This is a genomic window from Streptomyces sp. NPDC043952, from assembly GCF_056435325.1.
Map to the genome: position 1 here is coordinate 153314 of NZ_JBWKES010000012.1, position 19233 is coordinate 172546.

The window sequence follows — 19233 nt, forward strand, 5'->3', positions numbered from 1 at the left end:
GGCCGGGCCCGTCAGGACCAGGTCGCGACCAGGTACCCCACGCCGTACGGCGCGTCCTCGTACAGCAGGCTGCCGTCGAGGTCCGTGCCCTCGGCGGCGCCGGCCAGGATCTGCCAGGGGGCGCGGCCGGAGGACTTCAGGGTGCGGGCGAGGTCGGCGTCCAGGGAGCGCAGGGCCGGGAGGTCGGCCGTGGCCAGGGCGCGGGCGGCTGCCGCGTCGTAGGGTGCCGCGCGTTCGTCCAGGTAGCCCGGAGCCTTGACCGTCCGGCAGGCGCTGCCGTCGCCCAGGACGAGAAGGGCCACGCGGCCGGCCCGGTCCGCGAGTTCCCGGCCGGTCCCGGCGCAGTGCGCCGGCGTGCGCGTCTCCTCGGCGCCGAGGCCCTCGATGGGGGCGTCCGCCCAGCCGGCCCGCGCCAGCAGCCAGGCGCCGACGGCCAGCGAGGACGGCAGTCTGCGCGCCGTCGCGGGGTCCTTTCCGGTCCCCAGGCGGACGTCCAGGGCGACGCCGTACCCCCGGAACGAACCCGGCGCGCCCGACGGGTACGGGCCGCCCTCGCCCGGCCCGGCAGGTCCGACGACCACCAGCAGGTCCGGGCGGGCGGCCGCGAGCACGCCCAGCGCGTCCGTGCAGGCCGCGCGCGCGGTGTCCAGTTCGGGTGCGGCACCCGCGGCGACCTCGGGCACGAGCAGCGGGGGGCAGGGGCAGACGGCGGCGGCGACAAGCATGATCGGCAGGGTAACCCGGCCGCGGCGGCCGCGGGCAGCCCGGCTGACACCGCACACCTGCGCGCCCGGCGTCAGCCGCGTCCCATGACCCGGCCGGCGCGTCAGCCCCGTCTCATGGCCCAACCGGCGCGTCAGCCGCGTCTCATGGTCAGCCCGGCGTCAGCCGCGTCCCATGGCCCGACCAGCACGTCAGCCGTGTCCCAAGGCCCGGCCGACCGCCGGTTCCAGGCGGCGGTTCCGGGAGGTGGCCAAGAGCCGTCGGGCCGCTCGGCCGCGCGCCCGCTGGTCACCCCCTCCGCACCTCTTGAGCCCCGCCTCAGTCGCAGCCGCACCCGCTCGCCGCCGCCGGCAGCGGCGCCGGAACGCCGACCTTCGGCAGGCCCAGCATCACGCCGGCCGGCTTGGCGGCCTCGGCGGCCGTGCGCTTCTCCCACGCGTCGCCGGCGCGCGTGCGGCGCACGGCGAGGGCCGGGCCCTCGGCGAGAAGGTGGTGCGGGGCGGCGTACGTCACCTCGACGGTCACCACGTCACCGGGCCGTACCTCCTGCTCCGGCTTGGTGAAGTGGACCAGCCGGTTGTCGGGAGCGCGGCCGGAGAGGCGGTGCGTGGCGCCGTCCTTGCGGCCCTCGCCCTCCGCGACCATCAGCTCCAGCGTGCGGCCGACCTGCTTCTTGTTCTCCTCCCAGGAGATCTCCTCCTGGAGGGCGACGAGCCGCTCGTACCGCGCCTGGACGACCTCCTTGGGGATCTGGTCGTCCATGGTCGCGGCGGGGGTGCCGGGCCGCTTGGAGTACTGGAAGGTGAAGGCCTGCGCGAACCGCGCCTCGCGCACGACGTGCAGCGTCTCCTCGAAGTCCGCCTCGGTCTCGCCGGGGAAGCCCACGATGATGTCGGTGGTGATCGCCGCGTGCGGGATCGCGGCGCGCACCTTCTCGATGATCCCGAGGTACCGCTCCTGCCGGTAGGAACGGCGCATCGCCTTGAGGACGGTGTCCGATCCCGACTGGAGCGGCATGTGCAGCTGGGGCATCACGTTCGGCGTCTCGGCCATGGCGGCGATGACGTCGTCGGTGAAGTCACGCGGGTGCGGGGAGGTGAAGCGGACCCGCTCCAGGCCCTCGATCTTCCCGCAGGCGCGCAGCAGCTTGCTGAAGGCCTCGCGGTCGCCGATGTCGGAGCCGTACGCGTTGACGTTCTGGCCGAGCAGCGTGATCTCCGAGACGCCCTCGGCGACCAGCGCCTCGACCTCGGCGAGGATGTCGCCGGGCCGCCGGTCCTTCTCCTTGCCGCGCAGCGCGGGGACGATGCAGAAGGTGCACGTGTTGTTGCAGCCGACGGAGATCGACACCCAGGCGGCGTACGCGCTCTCGCGCCGCGTCGGCAGCGTGGAGGGGAACGCCTCCAGCGACTCGGCGATCTCGACCTGCGCCTCCTCCTGGACGCGGGCGCGCTCCAGCAGCACCGGCAGCTTGCCGATGTTGTGCGTGCCGAAGACGACGTCGACCCAGGGCGCCTTGCGCACGATGGTGTCGCGGTCCTTCTGCGCGAGGCAGCCGCCGACCGCGATCTGCATGCCGGGCCGGGAGGCCTTGCGCGGCGCGAGCCGGCCGAGGTTGCCGTACAGCCGGTTGTCGGCGTTCTCCCGCACCGCGCACGTGTTGAAGACGACGACGTCCGCGTCACCGTCGGCGTCCTCCGGCGCCCGCACGTACCCGGCCTCTTCCAGCAGTCCGGCCAATCGCTCGGAATCGTGGACGTTCATCTGGCACCCATAGGTGCGGATCTCGTAGCTCTTGGGTGCGGGCACGTCCACTGCGGGGCTCCGGTCGCTGCTGCTGGTCATGGCTCAAGGGTAGGCGGTCCGGGGGACGGCTCCGCCGCCCCGTTCACCGGGGTGCCCTTCCGGCCAAGGGGCGGGCGGGGGGGCTTGCCGGGGACGCGGCCGCCCTGTCGGCCATGGCGGAAAAGCGGAATGCCCTCCTGGCGGCACGTCCTCCGAGCCGCCTGAGCGGCACGCGCCCTTTGAGCCGCGGTTTCCGGAATCGGCGCCGGGAGCACCGGGGCGGGAACGCCCGGTCCGGGGCGGCCGCCGGATTTCGCCGGTGGCCTGGTCGGCTGCTTGACCGGCTTTGGCGGGGACTGCTTGGCTACCCCGGTTCCCCGGCCAGATCCGCTCACAGGGGGTTTTGTGCGCTCCCGCTGACCGGGGTGCGTCTCAGGGAACGGAGCGCGCCGTGCTGACCTTCGCCGCTGCCTGCCTGGTGCTCGTCGTGATCCCCGGCCCCGACCAGGCCCTGATGACCCGCAACGCGCTGGCCGGGGGGCGCCGGGCCGGGCTGCTGACCATGCTCGGCGGGTTGCTCGGCCTGAGCGTCCATGTCGCCGCGGCCTCGCTCGGCGTCTCCGCCCTGCTGCTGGCCTCCGCCACCGCCTTCACCGTGCTGAAGGTGGTGGGGGCGACCTACCTGGTCTGGATGGGCTGCGCGACCCTGCGCGGCGCCCGGCGGACCCTGCGGGACGGCACCCCGGACGACGGCGCCGAAGCCGGTACGGCACCCCGTGCGGGCCGGGGCCGCCGGATGCTGCGGCAGGGCTTCCTGTCCAACGCGCTCAACCCGAAGGTGGCCCTGTTCTTCGTCACCTTCCTCCCGCAGTTCCTGCCGTCGCGGGGCAGCGTGCTGCCGCGGGCGCTGCTGCTGTCCCTCGTGTTCGCGATCCTGTACCTGTGCTGGTTCACCCTGTACGTGACCAGCGTGGACCGGCTCGGCCGGATACTGCGCCGGCCGCGGGTGCGGGCCCGCGTCGAGCAGGTGACGGGGCTGCTGCTGATCGGTTTCGCGGCCCGACTCGCCCTCCAGTAGGCCGCGTTGGGCCGGTCGGGAAAAGCCGGTGGAGAACCGCGCCCCGGCATGCCTATGGTCGGCGGATGAACACACGGACCTTCCGCGTCACCGTGCGCGGTATCTTCGACGGCCTCACCGACGATCAGCGGGCCGCGCTGCTCGCCGACGCCGCCGCCCATGACGTGCTGCACGCCGCCTTCACCCCCGAGGGCAGCCTGACCTACGACATCGCCGCCCGGCCGGCCTTCGTCTTCCGCTTCTCGGCCACCGGGGAGGAAGAGGAGGACATCCTGGAGGCGACCGAGCGCGCCGAGACGGCGGCCGTGGCATGGCTGACCGAGCGCGGCTACGGCTTCAAGAACCTCCGCTCCTGCGCCGAGGACCTCTCCCAGGCCCCGCTGAGCAAACGCCAGCGCCGCGCGGCCCGTTCGTCCGGCACCTGACGCCTTCGCACACTTCCACCCCCTAAACTTGACTACTCAAGGAACTCGCAAGGAGCTGTTTCCGGATGGACACCGACCATGAGTGACGCCCTGGACGCCGCCCTGCGTCTGGTGCGGGCCCAGGCGGCGCTCGTACGGCGGTTCGACGCCCGGCTCGGCGGGCTGCACGGGGTGAGCCTCGCCGACTTCACCCTGCTGCTCCGGCTCGGGCAGGCACCCGGCGGCCGGATGCGCCGCGTCGACCTCGCCGAGGCGCTGGGGCTCACGGCCTCCGGGGTCACCCGCGCACTGGCTCCCCTGGAGCGGATCGGGCTGGTGAGCAGGGAACCGGACGCGCGGGACGCGCGCGTGGCCTACGCCTCGCTGACCGGCACGGGCCGGACCCGCCTGACGGAGATGCTGGCCACGGCCGAGGAAACCGCCGAGGACCTTTTCACCGCCCCGGCCTGGCGAGAGGAGGAAGTCCCCCTGCTCGCCAGCCTGTTGACCCGGCTGGGCGGCACCGGCGCGCGGCCCTGAGCCGCGGCGGCGGCACCCTGCCCGGAGGGGCTACTGGGCGCCCGTCCGCGTGGCGTCCTCCCGCGCCGCCGGTATCCAGCCCTGGCGGCGCAGGACCGACGACACGTCCGGTGCCCGGTAGTGCTCGCCCTTGAGGACCTTGCCGTCGGCGCGGCGGCTGACCTGTCCGTCCGGGCCGAGCTTGCTCATGTTGGCGCGGTGGATCTCGGCGATCACCTGGTCCAGGTCGATGCCGTGGACCAGGGCGGTGCCGTACGCGACGTACACCACGTCGGCCAGTTCGTGTGCCAGCTTGTCCAGCGGGCCGTCGACGGAGACCTCGCCGACCTCCGCGGCCTCCTCGGCGAGCATGTCCCAGCGATGGGCGGCCAGTTCGGGCGAGACCTCGGTGGGCGTGCTGCGGGCGTCCAGGCCGAAGGCGCGGTGGAACTCACGGACGAGATCGGCGGGCGAAGTGCTCATGCGTCGACTTTAACGGCCCCCACTGACAACGCCCGCCGCCCGACCGTCTCCTCCGCTCCTTGCCACCATCCCCTCCGGCCCCGGACCGCCTGCCGGCCCGGACCGCCGACCGCCTTCCGGCCCCGCCCGCCGAACGCCTTCCGCCCCTGCCCGCGGCCCACCTCACAGCCGCGGCCCTGGTCAGCGTCGTACCTCGGCTGGCAGGATCGCCGCATGTCCAAGCTGTTCGCGCGCGTCGGCAGACGCCGGGCGCTGCCGGCCGTGGCCGCCGGTGCCGTCGTCCTCGGTCTGCTGCTGTGGTGGCTGCTGCCGCTGGGCGAGAAGCCGCCGGGCGGCACGATCGTCTTCAGCACCGGCACCCCCAAGGGCGTCTACCAGGAGTACGGCGAGCGGCTGCGCGCCGAACTGGCCAAGGACATGCCGGGTCTGAAGGTGGAGCTCCTCAACAGCGCGGGCTCCCAGGAGAACGTGCGGCGGGTGGCGACCGGGCAGGCCGACTTCACCATCGCGGCGGCCGACGCGGTGCAGACGTACCAGCTCGGGCACGGCAGCGGCGCCCGGAACCTGCGCGGGGTGGCCCGGCTCTACGACGACTACGTGCACCTCGTCGTGCGCAGCGACTCGGACATCCACGGCATCGCGGACCTGCGGCACAAGCGGGTGGCGACCGGGCTGCCCGACTCGGGCGTGAAGCTGATCGCCGACCGGGTGCTGCGGGCCGCCGGCATCGACCCGCGCACGGACATCACTCCCGCCGCCGACGGCATAGACACCGGGCCCGGCCGGCTGCAACAGGGCGCGATCGACGCGTTCTTCTGGTCGGGCGGCCTGCCCACCAAGGGACTGGTCGCGCTGGCCAGGAAGGGCGCCTTCCGGTTCATCCCGATCGACGCCGACCTCGTCACCAAGCTGCACGCACAGGGCGAGGACACGCGCTACTACCGGGCCACCAACATGCCCGAGTCGGCGTATCCGGGCGTCCAGCACGGCGTCCAGGTGCCGACGGTCGCGGTGTCCAACCTGCTGATCACCCGCGCGGACATGGACCCCCGGCTCGCCGAATGGGTGACCCGCACCGTGATCAAGAGCCGCGACGGCATCGGCGCCCATGTCCACTCCGCCCAGCTGGTCGACCTGCGCACCGCCATCTACACCGACCCCCTCCCGCTCCAGGAGGGCGCCCGCCGCTACTACCGCTCGGTCAAGCCCTGAACCTCGGCACCGACACCGTCACCCGCAGTCCCCGCGGCTCGTTGGGGCCGTAGGCGATCGAGCCGCCGCCCGCCTCCAGGAGGGCGCGGGTGATGGACAGGCCGAGCCCGGACCCCTTGACGTTCTGGTGGCGGCCGCTGCGCCAGAACCGGTCGCCCACGCGCGCGAGTTCCTCCTCGGTGAGGCCGGGCCCGGTGTCGGTGACGACGACCCTGGAGGTGTCCCCTTCGGACGAGACGGAGACGCGCACGGCGCCGCCCTCGGGGGTGAACTTCACCGCGTTGTCGATCACCGCGTCCAGCGCGCTGGACAGGGTGATCGGGTCGGCCCAGCCGGTGGTGGCCGGGCAGTCGCCGGTCAGCCGGACCCCCTTGGCCGCGGCGGCCGGCGTCCAGGCGGCCAGCCGGTCCTCGGCGAGCGCGCCGATGTCGGTCAGGCTCAGATCGGCCTCGGCGTGCTCGGCGAGCGCCAGGTCGAGCAGGTCGTCCAGGACGTGGGCGAGGCGCTTGCCCTCGGTGCGCACCGAGGCGATCTCCGCGTTGTCCTCCGGGAGTTCGAGCGCGAGCAGTTCGATGCGCAGCAGCAGCGCGGACAGCGGGTTGCGCAGCTGGTGGGAGGCGTCCGCGACGAACGCGCGCTGCTGTTCGAGGACTTCCTCGACGTGGTCCGCCATCTCGTTGAACGAGTGGGCGAGGCGCCGGAGTTCCGGGGGACCGCCGGCGGGCGCGACGCGGGATTTCAGCCGCCCGGTGGCGATGTCGTGGGTGGTGGCGTCCAGTACCCGTACGGGTCGCAGCACCCACCCGGTCAGCCGCAGTGCCGCGCCGACGGCGAGCAGCATGGCGGCGATCTCGCCGGCCCCGATGAGCAGCCAGCCGTGCAGGATGCGCCCGCGCAGTGGCCCGGTGGGCGAGTCGGTGACGACGACCGCGATCACGTCCCCGTCCCGGATCACCGGTGAGGCGACCACCAGCCGGCTGTCCCGCCAGGGCCACGCCTGCTGCGGGTCGTGGCTGCGCCGGCTGAGCAGCGCCTCGTCGAACGCCTCCCGTACCTCCCCCGCCGGCGGTACGAACCAGTCGCCGGGCGCGTTGGCCATGGCGGAGCCGTTGCGGTAGAAGACGCCGGCACGTATGCCGTAGACGTCGTAGTAGCTGTCGAGTTCGCTGCGCAGGGTCTCCCAGCGCTCGTCCGTGCCGGTGCGCTGGGAGCCGCCGGGGCCCTCGGTGACGAACTGGGCGAGCGCGGCGAAGCGTGCCGTGTCGTCGATCCGGTCGACCACGACCCGCTGCTGCTCGGACGCGGCCATGCTGACGGCGAGCGGGACGCCGAGGGCGAGGAGTACGGCCGCCATCAGGACGATGAGCAGCGGCAGCAGCCGTGTGCGCACGCGATCCCCGCTAGGCGGCCGGGGCGACGAGCCGGTAGCCGACGCCGCGGATGGTCTCGATGAGCGCGGGCAGGCGCAGCTTGGCGCGCAGCGAGGCGACGTGCACCTCCAGGGTGCGTCCGGTGCCCTCCCAACTGGTCTGCCAGACCTCGCTGATGATCTGCTCCCGCCGGAAGACCACACCGGGGCGCTGGGCGAGCAGCGCCAGCAGGTCGAACTCCTTGCGGGTGAGCTGGACGACCGAGCCGTCCACGCTGACCTGGCGGGTGGGCAGTTCGATGCGTACCGGGCCGAGGTGCAGCAGGTCGTCGCCGGCCTGGGCGGGGTCCTCGTGGGCGGTGCGCCGGCTGACGGCGTGGATCCGGGCGAGCAGTTCCCCGGTGTCGTACGGCTTCACCACGTAGTCGTCGGCGCCCAGGTTGAGCCCGTGTATGCGGGAGCGGACGTCGGAGCGGGCGGTGACCATGATCACCGGGGTGCTGGTGCGTTTGCGGATCTTGCCGCAGACCTCGTAGCCGTCCTGGTCGGGCAGGCCCAGGTCGAGCAGGACCACGCCGAAGCCGTCGCTCTCGGGGACGAGGGCGCGCAGGGCCTCCTCGCCGTTGCGCGCGTGGGTGACATCGAAACCGTGCCTGGTCAGCACGGCGGACAGGGCCGCGGCGACATGGTTGTCGTCCTCGACGAGCAGCAGTCTCATTCCGGCCCCCTCCGGTTCAGTGGTCGTACGGACATCGTTTATCCGCCTTGCAGATCATGTGCCCGCACGCGGGCACCATGGCAGTGACGCCGATGGAGCAGGACGTCGTCAAGTGGCTTCCGGTTGCCCATGGCTTCCGTTATGCGGCCGATACGCATCCTGACGGGTGCCGCTACGAGATGTGCACGGCGGCTACCGGATCGTGATGCTCAGATCTCCCTCAGATGTGATGACGCAGGTCACAGGCCGTCATTACTGTCCTCCGAAACCGAGGAGGACGGAGCCGTGAAGCGATGACCGAAGTATCGGTGGCCAAGGAGGACAGGGCCGCGTCCGACGAACTGGTCGTCCTGAGCAGCGTCAACAAGCACTTCGGCGCGTTGCACGTGCTCCAGGACATCGACCTGACGATCGACCGCGGCGAGGTCGTGGTCGTCATCGGGCCCTCCGGGTCCGGGAAGTCGACCCTGTGCCGCACCATCAACCGCCTGGAGACGATCGACTCGGGCACCATCACGATCGACGGCAAGCCCCTGCCGCACGAGGGCCGGGAGCTGGCGCGGCTGCGCGCCGACGTCGGGATGGTCTTCCAGTCCTTCAACCTCTTCGCGCACAAGACCGTGCTCGAGAACGTGATGCTGGGTCAGGTCAAGGTCCGCAAGGCCGACAAGAAGCAGGCCGAGGAGAAGGCGCGGGCCCTGCTCGACCGGGTCGGTGTGGGCACCCAGGCCGACAAGTACCCCGCCCAGTTGTCCGGCGGTCAGCAGCAGCGTGTCGCCATCGCGCGGGCGCTGGCGATGGACCCGAAGATCATGCTGTTCGACGAGCCGACCTCGGCCCTCGACCCCGAGATGATCAACGAGGTCCTGGACGTCATGCGGCAACTCGCCCGTGAGGGCATGACGATGGTCGTCGTCACCCACGAGATGGGCTTCGCGCGGTCGGCCGCGCACCGTGTGGTCTTCATGGCCGACGGCCGGATCGTCGAGGAAGCCGCGCCCGAGCAGTTCTTCAGCAACCCGCGCAGCGACCGGGCCAAGGACTTCCTCTCCAAGATCCTGCACCACTGAGGCCGCGGGCGGCCGTCGCAGGCGCCCAGGGGTCGAATTCTCCGACGGGCCTCGTCCCTCACCACTTCGAAGGATGTTCAGCATGCAGCTCCGCAAGGTCACCGCCGCCTCGGCCGCCGTCCTCGCCCTCGGCCTCGCCGCCACCGCGTGCGGCGGCGGCAAGGACGACAACGGATCCTCCGGTGGCAAGAAGATCGCCATCGGCATCAAGTTCGACCAGCCCGGTCTCGGCCAGCAGACGCCCCAGGGCTACGCGGGTTTCGATGTCGACGTGGCCACCTATGTCGCCAAGAAGCTCGGCTACGGCCCGGACCAGATCGAGTGGAAGCAGTCCAAGAGCGCGGACCGCGAGACCATGCTCCAGCGCGGCGACGTCCAGTTCATCGCCGCCACGTACTCGATCACCCCCGAGCGCGAGCAGAAGGTCGACTTCGCCGGCCCGTACCTGCTGGCCCACCAGGACGTGTTGCTGCGTGCCGACGAGACGGCCATCAAGGCGCCGAAGGACCTGAACGGCAAGAAGCTGTGTTCGGTCTCCGGCTCGACCTCGGCCCAGAACCTCAAGGCCAAGCTGCACCTCGACACCGACCTGGTGACCTACCCGACCTACTCGGCCTGTCTCTCGGGCCTCCAGAGCGGCGCCATCGACGCCCTCACCACGGACGACTCGATCCTCGCCGGTTACGCCGCCCAGGCCCAGTTCAAGGGCAAGTTCAAGCTCGGCGGCTTCAAGATGACCAACGAGAACTACGGGATCGGCGTCAAGAAGGGCAGCGCCCTCAAGGCGAAGATCAACAAGGCCCTCCAGTCCATGGTCTCCGACGGCTCCTGGGCCGCGGCCGTGAAGAAGAACTTCGGCCCGGCCGACTACAAGAACGAGCCCGCGCCGAAGATCGGCGACGTCAAGAGCTGAGGCAACGCCCTGCCGGTGCGCCGCCGCCCACGGCGGCGCACCGTGGGCATCCCTACACGCGGAAGCGCGGGAGATCGTGTTCGACTTTCTTGGACATTACGACGTACTGGGCGCCTTCTGGACGACGGTGCAGCTCACCCTGCTGTCGGCCGTGGGCTCCCTGGTCTGGGGCACTCTGCTGGCCGCCATGCGGGTGGGCCCGGTACCGCTGATGCGCGGTTTCGGCACCGCCTACGTGAACATCGTGCGGAACATCCCGCTCACGGTGATCATCCTGTTCTCCTCGCTCGGTCTGAACCAGACGCTGGGCATCAGCCTGGGCGCCAAGGGCTTCGACGCGATCAACTTCAGGCTGGCCGTGCTCGGTCTGATCGTCTACACCTCGGCCTTCGTGTGCGAGGCGATCCGGGCCGGCATCAACACGGTGCCGGTCGGCCAGGCGGAGGCCGCGCGGGCCATCGGCCTCAGCTTCTCCCAGGTGCTGGGCCTGGTCGTGCTCCCGCAGGCGTTCCGCGCGACCGTCGGACCGCTGACCAACGTACTGATCGCGCTGACGAAGAACACGACGGTGGCCGCCGCGATCAACGTGGCGGAGGCGGCCCTGCTGATGAAGAAGATGATCGAGAACGAGGCGCAGCTGATGTCGATCTCGGCGGTCATCGCCTTCGGCTTCGTCTGCCTGACCCTGCCGACCGGCCTGATCCTCGGCTGGGTGGGCAAGAAGGTGGCGGTGAAGCGATGACTTCCGTCCTGTACGACACTCCGGGGCCGCGCGCCAAGCGGCGCAACGTCCTGTACACGGCGGCCTTCCTGGTCGTCCTCGCGGCCCTCGTCTGGTGGGTTTACAGCGCCCTGAGCGACAAAGGCCAGCTGAACTGGGCGCTGTGGAAGCCGTTCTTCTCCGGCTCCGAGGCGTACAGCACGTACATCTGGCCGGGACTCCAGAAGACCCTGGAGGCGGCGGCGCTGGCGACGGTCATCGCTCTTCCGCTGGGCGCGGTCCTCGGCATCGCCCGGCTCTCGGACCACGCCTGGGTGCGCGTGATCGCCGCGGTCGTGGTCGAGTTCTTCCGCGCGATCCCCGTACTGGTCCTGATGATCTTCGGGCTCGCGCTGTTCGCCCAGTACACCGGCGTCAGTTCGGACGACCGGCCGTTCTACGCGGTCGTCACCGGCCTGGTGCTGTACAACGCGTCGGTGCTCGCCGAGATCGTCCGCGCGGGCATCCTCTCGCTGCCCAAGGGCCAGTCCGAGGCGTCCCTGGCGATCGGTCTGCGCAAGGGCCAGATGATGCGGCTGGTGCTGCTGCCGCAGTCGGTCACCGTGATGCTCCCGGCGATCGTCAGCCAGTTGGTGGTCATCGTGAAGGACACCGCCCTCGGCGGCGCGGTCCTCACCTTCCCCGAACTGCTGAACTCGGCCAACACGATGAGCGGCTACTACGGCAACTTCATCGCCTCGCTCACCGTCGTGGCCGTGATCTACGTGCTCATCAACTTCTCGCTGACCTCCTTCGCGCACTGGCTGGAGGGCCGGCTGCGGCGGGGCAGGAAGTCGACCGGCGCGGTACTGGGCGCGCAGGACGTGGCGGACATCGCGGGTACGGCGGCGACCGGTACGGCGGCGACCGGCGCGGATCCGGCCGGTTCCGTCTCCGGTAGCGATGACATCGCCGGCACCAAGAAATGACGATCATTTAATTTGCACGATTCGGCCGGGGGCAGTGGCATGATCGCCACTGCCCCCGAGGGTCACTTGACGCATACTCCCCCAATGGGTTGCATACCTTTTGTGATCGTGCACCCGGCCTCACCTTGCTGTTCACCCATCGCCACCGAGGCATCGCCGCGGACAGGGGGCGTCGCGCCGTGGACCCGGTGATCATCGTCGGAGCGGGGCCCGTCGGGCTCACGCTCGCCCTGGCGCTGGCCCGCCAGGAGGTGCCGTCCGTCGTCCTGGACGAGGGACCCGGCAAGGAGGAGGCCCGGCCGGCGCGCACCGTCGTGCTGCGCGAGGACACCGCCGCGCTGCTGGAACGGCTGACCGGGGCGGCCCTCGACCACCATGGCGTGCGCTGGACCGGCTGGCGCTCGCTGCGCCGCCGGCAGGTGGTGGGCGAGATCGCCTTCGCCCCGGACGAGCCCGCCCCGGTGCACCTCGCCCAGCATGTGATCACCGGCCTGCTGCGGTCGGCCGCCGCCGGCCAGCCGCTGGTGGAGATCGCCACCGACAGCCGGCTGGACGCGATCGAGCAGGAGCCCTCCGGCGTCACCGCGCACACCCGTGGCCCCAAGGGCACCTGGTGGCGCGGGAGTTACCTGGTGGGCTGCGACGGCACCCGCTCGACCGTGCGCAAACTCCAGGACATCCGCTTTCCCGGCCGTACGGCGGTGGAGCGGCACGCGGTCGCCGCGCTGCGCACGGAACTCCCCTGGGAGGGGCAGGCGTTGCTGCACCGGATGCCGCCATGGCGGTCGTCCGGGCCCTTCGCCGGGGAGGTGACCGCGCGCCCCCTCCCGGACGGCGCCTGGCGCCTGGACTGGCTGCTGCCGCCGGGCAAGGACCTGGTCACGCCCGAACTGCTGGTGGCCCGCATCCGCGAAACCCTCGCGGGCTGGACCGACGGCTCCACACCGCCGTACGAGCTGCTGGACACCGGCGTCCACACCGTGCACCACCGGCTGGCCCGGCGGTGGCGCGACGGCCGGGTCTTCCTCGCCGGCGACGCGGCGCATCTGCTCGGCGCGCTGGGCACGCAGGGGCTCGACGAGGGGCTGCGGGACGCCGACAACCTCTCCTGGAAACTGGCCGCCGCCTGGCACCACGGGCCGCACGAGGCGCTGCTCGACAGCTACCAGGCCGAGCGGCGCGCGGTGGTCGCCGCCCGGCTGCGCGCCGCCGACCAGGCTTTGCCGGGGCTGCGCGGCGGGAGCGCGCTGCGGCAGATCGTGCCCGGTACGGCCCGCGGCCACGACGCGCTCCTCACCGACGGCCACCTGGGCCGCGGGGCGCTCGGCGCGCCGGGCGCGTACACGGAGTCCCCCCTCACGCCCGGCCGCCTCCAGGGTGAGATCCCGGTGGACACCGCGCCCGGCGCCCCGGTGACCGACGTCCGTGTCACGGCGGAGGACGGCTCCTTCGTCCGCCTCCGCGACCGCCTCGGCCGCGGCTCGCTGCTCGTCGTGCTGATCGCACCGGGCACCGGCGTCTGGGACCGCAAGCACTGGGTGTCCGCGGGGGTGATGCCCCGGCTGGCCGCCGCGGTGACGGCGCTGCCGCACCCCGCCGAGCTGCTGGTCGCCGAGGCCTATCCGGGCGCCCCGGCCCACAGCGTCCTCCTCGTCCGCCCCGACGGCCACCTGGTCACCACCTTCAACGGCGTCCGCCCCGCCGACCTCTACTCGGCAGCGGAGGCGACGGTGGGCGGAGCGGTGAGGGAGGGCGTGGAGGCGGGGGTGGGCTGATGGGGCGAGGGGCGCGATGAGGCGTCGGGGGTGAGGGACTGCCGGGGGTGGCAAGTTCGGGGGCGCGCTAACGGGGATGGGGGCGGGGGCGCGGAGGCGGCGGGGCTTGCGGGGGGGGTGGGAGGGGCGTGGGGTCTGAGGCTGTCGGGGGGGCTGGGAGGGCGCATGAGGGAGCGTGGGTTCCGGAGGCGCAGGGGTGGCACGGGTTCCGTGAGTGGCATGGGTTCCGGAGGGGCGTGTTTGCAAGTCACGTCCTTGAGGGTCGGGGGGCGGGAAGCTCCGGAATGCGCGCCTCGCCACACCTGAACGCGCAAGCCCCCGCCCCACACGACCCGGTGAGACCGCCCCGCCCCCGCACCGCCGCGAGCCTCCCGTCCCCGACAAGAGCCCCGAAGTCATACGCCTCTACGAGCCTCTGGACTCCCGCCCCCGATGAGTCTTCCCGGATTCCCCATGTGCCCTCGGAGCCCACGTCCTCGGCGCCCCGCGTGCTGATGAGGCTGAAGTCCGCCCAGGGTGCGCGCTGGGTGGCGGGGCGAGTCAGGGGTGTGGGGGGAGTGAACTCGGTGGTGTGCGGCACGCCGGAGCCGCTGCCGTTCGCTTGCTCGCTCCCCCCTCGCTCCCGCGCGCCGTCACCGTCCGTCCACATCGTGACCGTCTGTTGACCGGGTTTTCGGTGGCGTGCTGTACTCCCGTCGTGACCGACACCTGTGTGCGCCTGTGGCGGAGGGTCCATATGGACCTCGTCCGCTACGCGGGCTGTGTGTGTCGGCCGTCCTGCTGAATTCGCATCCCCTTTTTCCTCCGGGCGCCGCCGTGCGCCCGTTCCGCGAACCCTCTTCAGGACGGTGCACGTGTCCCTCTCGTCTGCCTCGACGTCTCCTTCGGCGTCCCCCGCCACCGGCTCCGCGCCGACCCAGGCGGACCTCCTCGCGTTCGTACGGCGCACGGCGGCCGATGCCGAACTGCTCACCTCTCTCCCGCTCGATCCGGAGGGCCGCACCTGGGTGCGGCTGGAGGGGCCCGGCGGCAGCGAGGCCTGGCTGATCGGCTGGCCGCCCGGTACCGGCACCGGGTGGCACGACCACGCCGAATCCGTCGGCGCCTTCCTCACCGCCTCGGGCGAGCTCAAGGAGAACTCGCTGGCCGCGCGGCTGCCCACCGACGGCTGGAAGACCCTGGAACTCACCGAGGGCGTGGACCGCGAACGCCGGCTGCCCGCCGGACAGGGCCGCGCCTTCGGCCGCCACCATGTGCACGAGGTCCTCAACGAGTCCCCCGACCGACACGCGATCTCCGTCCACGCCTACTACCCGCCGCTCCCCCGCATCCGCCGCTACAGTCGCTCGGGCCAGGTGCTGCGCCTGGAGCAGGTCGAACGCCCGGAGGACTGGCAGTGAGCGCCGCCCCACACCCTCACCCGGTCGGCATCGACGCGTTGCTGGAGCGGGTCCGCACCGGCTACCGGCGCATCGAGGCACGGGAGGCGTACGACACGGCGCGCACCGGTGAGGCTCTGCTGGTCGACATCCGGTACGCGGCCCTGCGCGAGCGGGACGGGCTGATCCCCGGCGCCGTCGTCGTCGAGCGCAACGAACTGGAGTGGCGCCTCGACCCGCAGGGCAGCCACCGCCTCCCCGAGGCCACCGGTCACGACCTGCGCATCGTGGTGATCTGCAACGAGGGCTACGCCTCCTCCCTCGCCGCCGTCTCCCTCCACCAACTCGGTCTGCACCGGGCCACCGACCTGGTGGGCGGCTTCCAGTCCTGGCGCTCGGCCGGCCTGCCGGTGACCCTGCCGGGGGCCTGACGACCGGCGTCCCTGGCAGGTCGACCCGGCACTGAACGCGCTGAGCACGGCGAACGCGACACCGCCACCGACAGTGCCAGCGCGTTCAGAAGTCGGACGTCTCGCCGAGGAAGTCCGTGTCCTCGCCCTCTTCCTCCAGGGCGCGGCGGACGATGCGCAGGGACATGCCCTCGGGGTAACCCTTGCGGGCGAGCATGCCGGCGAGGCGGCGGATGCGCTTGTCGCGGTCCAGACCCCGAGTGGCCCGCAGCTTGCGGGCGACGAGTTCCCGCGCGGTCTCCTCCTCCTGGTCGGAGTCGAGCTGTCCGACGGCCTCCTCGATCAGCGCCGAGTCGACCCCCTTGGTGCGCAGCTCCCGTGCGAGGGCCCGCCGGGCCAGCCCCCGGCCGTGGTGCCGGGACTCCACCCAGGCGTCCGCGAACGCGCCGTCGTCGATCAGTCCGACCTCCTCGAACCGCGACAGCACCTCCTCGGTCACGTCCTCGGGGATCTCCCGCTTGCGCAGGGCGTCCGCGAGCTGCTTGCGGGTGCGCGGGGTCCCGGTGAGCAGGCGCAGGCAGATCGCCCGTGCCCGCTCAGCCGGGTCCCCTGAAGACTCCCCCTGCTCGGCCCTCGACGAGGAGGGGGTGCCTTCGTCCTCACCGGGCGGCTCCCCGAAGCCGCGCCGTCGGCGGCCACGCCCCCGGCGACCGGTCGAGCCGCCCCCGTACGGCTCGCCGCTCCCTTCGCCCGGCCAGGCACCGTCTCCGTACCCGCCGACCCCGTATCCGCCGTCTCCACCGGCCGCGTACGCGTCGTCACCGCCCGGAGCAGGGGCCGGCCGGCCCCCGGTGCCCCTCCCCCGTGAGGCACCGGGGGCGGCGTGCTCGTACTCGGACCAGTCGGTTCGTCGTGTCACGGTCAGCTCTTGGCAGCGGCGGCCTTGGGCTTGGTGGCCTTGGCGGCCGGGGCGGCCGTCTTGGCGGTGTCCTCGGCCGGGGCGGCACCCGCGGCGTCCGCACCGGGCTCGGCCGACGGCTCCTCCGGCCGGACACCCACGCCCAGCTTCTCCTTGATCTTCTTCTCGATCTCGTTGGCCAGGTCGGGGTTGTCCTTGAGGAAGTTGCGCGCGTTCTCCTTGCCCTGGCCGAGCTGGTCGCCCTCGTACGTGTACCAGGCGCCGGCCTTGCGGACGAAGCCGTGCTCCACGCCCATGTCGATCAGGCCGCCCTCGCGGCTGATGCCCTGGCCGTAGAGGATGTCGAACTCGGCCTGCTTGAAGGGGGGCGCGACCTTGTTCTTGACGACCTTGCAGCGGGTGCGGTTGCCGACCGCCTCGGTGCCGTCCTTCAGGGTCTCGATGCGGCGGATGTCGATGCGCACCGAGGCGTAGAACTTCAGTGCCCGGCCACCGGTCGTGGTTTCCGGGGAGCCGAACATCACGCCGATCTTCTCGCGGAGCTGGTTGATGAAGATGGCGGTGGTCTTGGACTGGTTGAGCGCGCTGGTGATCTTCCGCAGCGCCTGGCTCATCAGACGGGCCTGGAGACCGACGTGGCTGTCGCCCATCTCACCCTCGATCTCCGCACGCGGCACGAGCGCGGCGACGGAGTCGATGACGATCAGGTCGAGCGCGCCGGAGCGGACCAGCATGTCCACGATCTCCAGCGCCTGCTCGCCGTTGTCCGGCTGGGAGAGGATCAGGTTGTCGATGTCGACGCCCAGCTTGCGCGCGTACTCGGGGTCGAGGGCGTGCTCGGCGTCCACGAACGCGACCTGGCCGCCGGCCTTCTGTGCGTTCGCCACGGCGTGCAGCGTCAGGGTCGTCTTACCGGAGGACTCCGGTCCGTAGATCTCCACGACGCGGCCGCGCGGCAGGCCGCCGACGCCGAGGGCCACGTCGAGCGCGGTCGAACCGGTCGAGATGACCTCGATGGGCTCCTTCGACCGCTCGCCCATGCGCATGACCGCGCCCTTGCCGAATTGCCGTTCAATCTGTGCGAGGGCGGCGTCGAGCGCCTTCTCGCGGTCGGTTCCTGCCATGGGTTCCACCCGGTTTGCTTGAGTCGATCGCTTCACGTCAAAGACGCTAGCGCCTGCCACTGACAATGCGTCCCGACGTCGGCCCGGCCTGTGGATAACCAGGGTGCATATCCACCCAAACCACAACCAAAACCCCGGTCCACAGCCGCGCCGGAGCCTTCATAAGAATGGATGTTCGATTTTCGTGTCAAGCGACACCCCGAGCGGTGCCAGAGCGAAGACGAACCGCTTGCGACCCCGAGCCGGGAAGGGCGGCGCTAGCGCCGGGTGCGCGTGGTTCTGAGGCGGGCGAGGAGGCCGGGGGTGGTCTGGGGGCGCGGGCGGTGTCCGTGTACGCGGGGGTCGTCGGTGACGTCGTAGCGCTTGACGTAGGCGCCCAGGAAGGCCTGGAGGGTGGCCACCGCGGGGATGGAGATCAGCGCGCCGACGGCGCCCAGCAGCGCCGTACCCACGATGACCGAGCCGAAGGCGACGGCGGGGTGGATGTCGACGCTCTTGGCGGTCAGCTTGGGCTGGAGCATGTAGTTCTCGAATTGCTGGTAGATCACGACGAAGACCAGCACCCACACCGCGTACCAGGGGGCGACGGTGAACGCGATCAGCATCGGCAGCGCGCCCGCGAGATAGGTGCCGATGGTGGGGATGAACTGCGAGACCAGCCCCACCCAGACACCGAGCACGGGCGCGTACGGCACGCCCAGGGCTTGCAGCAGGATGTAGTGCGCGATGCCGGAGACGAGCGCCATGAGGCCGCGCGAGTAGAGGTAGCCACCCGTCTTGTCGACGGCTATCTCCCAGGCGCGCAGCACCTCGGACTGGCGCGCGGGCGGCAGCACCGAGCACAGGGCGCGGCGCAGCCGGGGGCCGTCGGCCGCGAAGTAGAACGAGAACAGCGCGATGGTCAGCAGCTGGAAGAGGCCGCCGAGCACCTGCTGGGACACGTCGAGGACACCGGCCGCGCTGTTCTGCGCGTACTTGCGCAGCCAGTCGGAGTGGAGCAGCCCCTCCTGGACGTCGACCCGTCTGAGGTTGGCGTGGAAGGTCTGGTTGATCCAGTGGATGAGCGAATCCAGATAGTCCGGGAAGCCCTCGATCATCTTGATGATCTGGCCGGCCAGCATCGAGCCGAGCAGGGTGACGAATCCCGCGGCGGCGATGGTGAGCAGGAAGAAGACGAGGAAGGTGGCGAGGCCCCTGCGCATGCCGCGGGCGGCCATCCGGCTCACCGCGGGCTCGACCGCCAGGGCCAGGAAGAACGCGATCAGGATGTTGATCAGCAGCCCGGTGAGCTGGTGGAAGGCCCAGCTGCCCAGCTGGAAGGCGGCGATCAGCGCGAGCGCGAGCACCATGGCGCGCGGCAGCCAGCGCGGCATGCGACCGTCCGCCGCAGGACCATCCGACATGCGGCCGTCGGTCATGCGACCGTCCGGCGTGACGGCGCCCGGAGCCGGCGGCCGGTCGGTCGTCGCCGTCGGGCCGGCCGGTGCCGTGGGCCGGGTCGGCTGCTCGGTGTCCTCGTCAGTGCGTGCCACGCGCCAAGTCTCGCCCACCCCACCGACAAACGGCGCCCACCTGCGGCTTTCGTGACCGATCAGTGCCGTAGCGTCGACTTCACATCGGACTTACGGCGTATTTCGCCCAAGGCCGCCAGGGATTCGGCGAC

20 protein-coding genes are annotated in these 19233 nt (G+C 71.7%); 12 read left to right on the forward strand and 8 right to left on the reverse strand.

Annotation, left to right across the window (positions count from 1 at the left end; all coding sequences use genetic code 11):
- Positions 1-11 precede the first annotated feature (11 nt).
- On the reverse strand, positions 12-725 hold the full coding sequence (locus AC069R_RS16770; protein WP_478767534.1) for a class III extradiol dioxygenase subunit B-like domain-containing protein: 714 nt from the start codon (positions 723-725) through the stop codon (positions 12-14).
- A 316-nt stretch (positions 726-1041) separates the two neighbouring features.
- Positions 1042-2568 carry a tRNA (N6-isopentenyl adenosine(37)-C2)-methylthiotransferase MiaB gene (gene miaB / locus AC069R_RS16775; RefSeq protein ID WP_397983664.1) on the reverse strand — a complete coding sequence of 509 codons (1527 nt, stop codon included), beginning with the start codon at positions 2566-2568 and terminating at the stop codon, positions 1042-1044.
- Between the two features lie 391 nt (positions 2569-2959).
- On the opposite strand from miaB, the gene AC069R_RS16780 reads away from it, so the two are divergent.
- The 3 genes from AC069R_RS16780 to AC069R_RS16790 all read left to right on the forward strand — a co-directional run bounded on the left by AC069R_RS16780 (position 2960) and on the right by AC069R_RS16790 (position 4530).
- A complete protein-coding gene (locus AC069R_RS16780; RefSeq protein WP_478767535.1) occupies positions 2960-3586 on the forward strand; it encodes a LysE family translocator in 627 nt (208 codons plus the stop codon).
- Between the two features lie 65 nt (positions 3587-3651).
- The gene (locus AC069R_RS16785; RefSeq protein ID WP_478767536.1) at positions 3652-4011 is read left to right on the forward strand and encodes a DUF6204 family protein; all 360 of its coding nucleotides are present in this window, start codon (positions 3652-3654) and stop codon (positions 4009-4011) included.
- 78 nt (positions 4012-4089) lie between these two features.
- Positions 4090-4530 carry a MarR family winged helix-turn-helix transcriptional regulator gene (locus AC069R_RS16790; protein ID WP_478767537.1) on the forward strand — a complete coding sequence of 147 codons (441 nt, stop codon included), beginning with the start codon at positions 4090-4092 and terminating at the stop codon, positions 4528-4530.
- A 30-nt stretch (positions 4531-4560) separates the two neighbouring features.
- Here AC069R_RS16790 and AC069R_RS16795 read toward each other — a convergent pair whose 3' ends face one another.
- On the reverse strand, positions 4561-4992 hold the full coding sequence (locus AC069R_RS16795; protein WP_397983666.1) for a pyrophosphohydrolase domain-containing protein: 432 nt from the start codon (positions 4990-4992) through the stop codon (positions 4561-4563).
- 213 nt (positions 4993-5205) lie between these two features.
- On the opposite strand from AC069R_RS16795, the gene AC069R_RS16800 reads away from it, so the two are divergent.
- Positions 5206-6204 carry a TAXI family TRAP transporter solute-binding subunit gene (locus AC069R_RS16800; RefSeq protein ID WP_478767538.1) on the forward strand — a complete coding sequence of 333 codons (999 nt, stop codon included), beginning with the start codon at positions 5206-5208 and terminating at the stop codon, positions 6202-6204.
- Here the strand turns inward: AC069R_RS16800 and AC069R_RS16805 are convergent.
- Positions 6194-7594 carry a sensor histidine kinase gene (locus AC069R_RS16805; RefSeq protein ID WP_478767539.1) on the reverse strand — a complete coding sequence of 467 codons (1401 nt, stop codon included), beginning with the start codon at positions 7592-7594 and terminating at the stop codon, positions 6194-6196. The genes AC069R_RS16800 and AC069R_RS16805 overlap by 11 nt on opposite strands.
- A 10-nt stretch (positions 7595-7604) precedes the next feature.
- Positions 7605-8291 carry a response regulator transcription factor gene (locus AC069R_RS16810; RefSeq protein ID WP_478767540.1) on the reverse strand — a complete coding sequence of 229 codons (687 nt, stop codon included), beginning with the start codon at positions 8289-8291 and terminating at the stop codon, positions 7605-7607.
- Between the two features lie 293 nt (positions 8292-8584).
- On the opposite strand from AC069R_RS16810, the gene AC069R_RS16815 reads away from it, so the two are divergent.
- The 8 genes from AC069R_RS16815 (at position 8585) to AC069R_RS16850 (ending at position 15548) form a co-directional block, all read left to right on the forward strand.
- On the forward strand, positions 8585-9361 hold the full coding sequence (locus AC069R_RS16815) for an amino acid ABC transporter ATP-binding protein (protein ID WP_471064745.1): 777 nt from the start codon (positions 8585-8587) through the stop codon (positions 9359-9361).
- Positions 9362-9443: 82 nt separating this feature from the next.
- The gene (locus AC069R_RS16820; protein WP_478767541.1) at positions 9444-10274 is read left to right on the forward strand and encodes a glutamate ABC transporter substrate-binding protein; all 831 of its coding nucleotides are present in this window, start codon (positions 9444-9446) and stop codon (positions 10272-10274) included.
- A 76-nt stretch (positions 10275-10350) separates the two neighbouring features.
- Positions 10351-11016: an amino acid ABC transporter permease gene (locus AC069R_RS16825; RefSeq protein ID WP_397983672.1), complete on the forward strand. Its 666-nt coding sequence runs from the start codon at positions 10351-10353 to the stop codon at positions 11014-11016.
- Positions 11013-11963, forward strand: a complete 951-nt coding sequence (locus AC069R_RS16830) for an amino acid ABC transporter permease (protein WP_478767542.1) — start codon at positions 11013-11015, stop codon at positions 11961-11963. The genes AC069R_RS16825 and AC069R_RS16830 overlap by 4 nt, the downstream gene beginning before the upstream one ends.
- Before the next feature lie 179 nt (positions 11964-12142).
- On the forward strand, positions 12143-13738 hold the full coding sequence (locus tag AC069R_RS16835; RefSeq protein ID WP_478767543.1) for an FAD-dependent monooxygenase: 1596 nt from the start codon (positions 12143-12145) through the stop codon (positions 13736-13738).
- 712 nt (positions 13739-14450) lie between these two features.
- On the forward strand, positions 14451-14522 hold the full coding sequence (locus AC069R_RS16840) for a putative leader peptide (RefSeq protein WP_309544753.1): 72 nt from the start codon (positions 14451-14453) through the stop codon (positions 14520-14522).
- 70 nt (positions 14523-14592) lie between these two features.
- Complete coding sequence (locus AC069R_RS16845) at positions 14593-15138, forward strand: cupin domain-containing protein (protein WP_478767544.1); 546 nt, start codon at positions 14593-14595, stop codon at positions 15136-15138.
- Entirely contained in the window at positions 15135-15548 is a 414-nt protein-coding gene (locus tag AC069R_RS16850) for a rhodanese-like domain-containing protein (RefSeq protein ID WP_478767545.1), read from the forward strand. The genes AC069R_RS16845 and AC069R_RS16850 overlap by 4 nt, the downstream gene beginning before the upstream one ends.
- A gap of 85 nt (positions 15549-15633) precedes the next feature.
- Here AC069R_RS16850 and recX read toward each other — a convergent pair whose 3' ends face one another.
- The 3 genes from recX to AC069R_RS16865 form a co-directional block, all read right to left on the reverse strand.
- Complete coding sequence (recX, locus tag AC069R_RS16855) at positions 15634-16446, reverse strand: recombination regulator RecX (RefSeq protein ID WP_478767546.1); 813 nt, start codon at positions 16444-16446, stop codon at positions 15634-15636.
- Between the two features lie 2 nt (positions 16447-16448).
- Positions 16449-17570, reverse strand: a complete 1122-nt coding sequence (recA, locus tag AC069R_RS16860) for a recombinase RecA (RefSeq protein ID WP_478767547.1) — start codon at positions 17568-17570, stop codon at positions 16449-16451.
- A 257-nt stretch (positions 17571-17827) separates the two neighbouring features.
- Complete coding sequence (locus AC069R_RS16865) at positions 17828-19102, reverse strand: AI-2E family transporter (protein ID WP_478767548.1); 1275 nt, start codon at positions 19100-19102, stop codon at positions 17828-17830.
- Between the last annotated feature and the right edge of the window lie 131 nt (positions 19103-19233).

Bases quoted from the DNA above. Each gene is read 5' to 3' on its own strand.
- AC069R_RS16770 (WP_478767534.1), bottom strand. From the start codon at position 725: ATGCTTGTCGCCGCCGCCGTCTGCCCCTGCCCCCCGCTGCTCGTGCCC.
- miaB (WP_397983664.1), bottom strand. From the start codon at position 2,568: ATGACCAGCAGCAGCGACCGGAGCCCCGCAGTGGACGTGCCCGCACCC.
- AC069R_RS16785 (WP_478767536.1), top strand. From the start codon at position 3,652: ATGAACACACGGACCTTCCGCGTCACCGTGCGCGGTATCTTCGACGGC.
- AC069R_RS16790 (WP_478767537.1), top strand. From the start codon at position 4,090: ATGAGTGACGCCCTGGACGCCGCCCTGCGTCTGGTGCGGGCCCAGGCG.
- AC069R_RS16795 (WP_397983666.1), bottom strand. From the start codon at position 4,992: ATGAGCACTTCGCCCGCCGATCTCGTCCGTGAGTTCCACCGCGCCTTC.
- AC069R_RS16800 (WP_478767538.1), top strand. From the start codon at position 5,206: ATGTCCAAGCTGTTCGCGCGCGTCGGCAGACGCCGGGCGCTGCCGGCC.
- AC069R_RS16810 (WP_478767540.1), bottom strand. From the start codon at position 8,291: ATGAGACTGCTGCTCGTCGAGGACGACAACCATGTCGCCGCGGCCCTG.
- AC069R_RS16815 (WP_471064745.1), top strand. From the start codon at position 8,585: ATGACCGAAGTATCGGTGGCCAAGGAGGACAGGGCCGCGTCCGACGAA.
- AC069R_RS16820 (WP_478767541.1), top strand. From the start codon at position 9,444: ATGCAGCTCCGCAAGGTCACCGCCGCCTCGGCCGCCGTCCTCGCCCTC.
- AC069R_RS16830 (WP_478767542.1), top strand. From the start codon at position 11,013: ATGACTTCCGTCCTGTACGACACTCCGGGGCCGCGCGCCAAGCGGCGC.
- recA (WP_478767547.1), bottom strand. From the start codon at position 17,570: ATGGCAGGAACCGACCGCGAGAAGGCGCTCGACGCCGCCCTCGCACAG.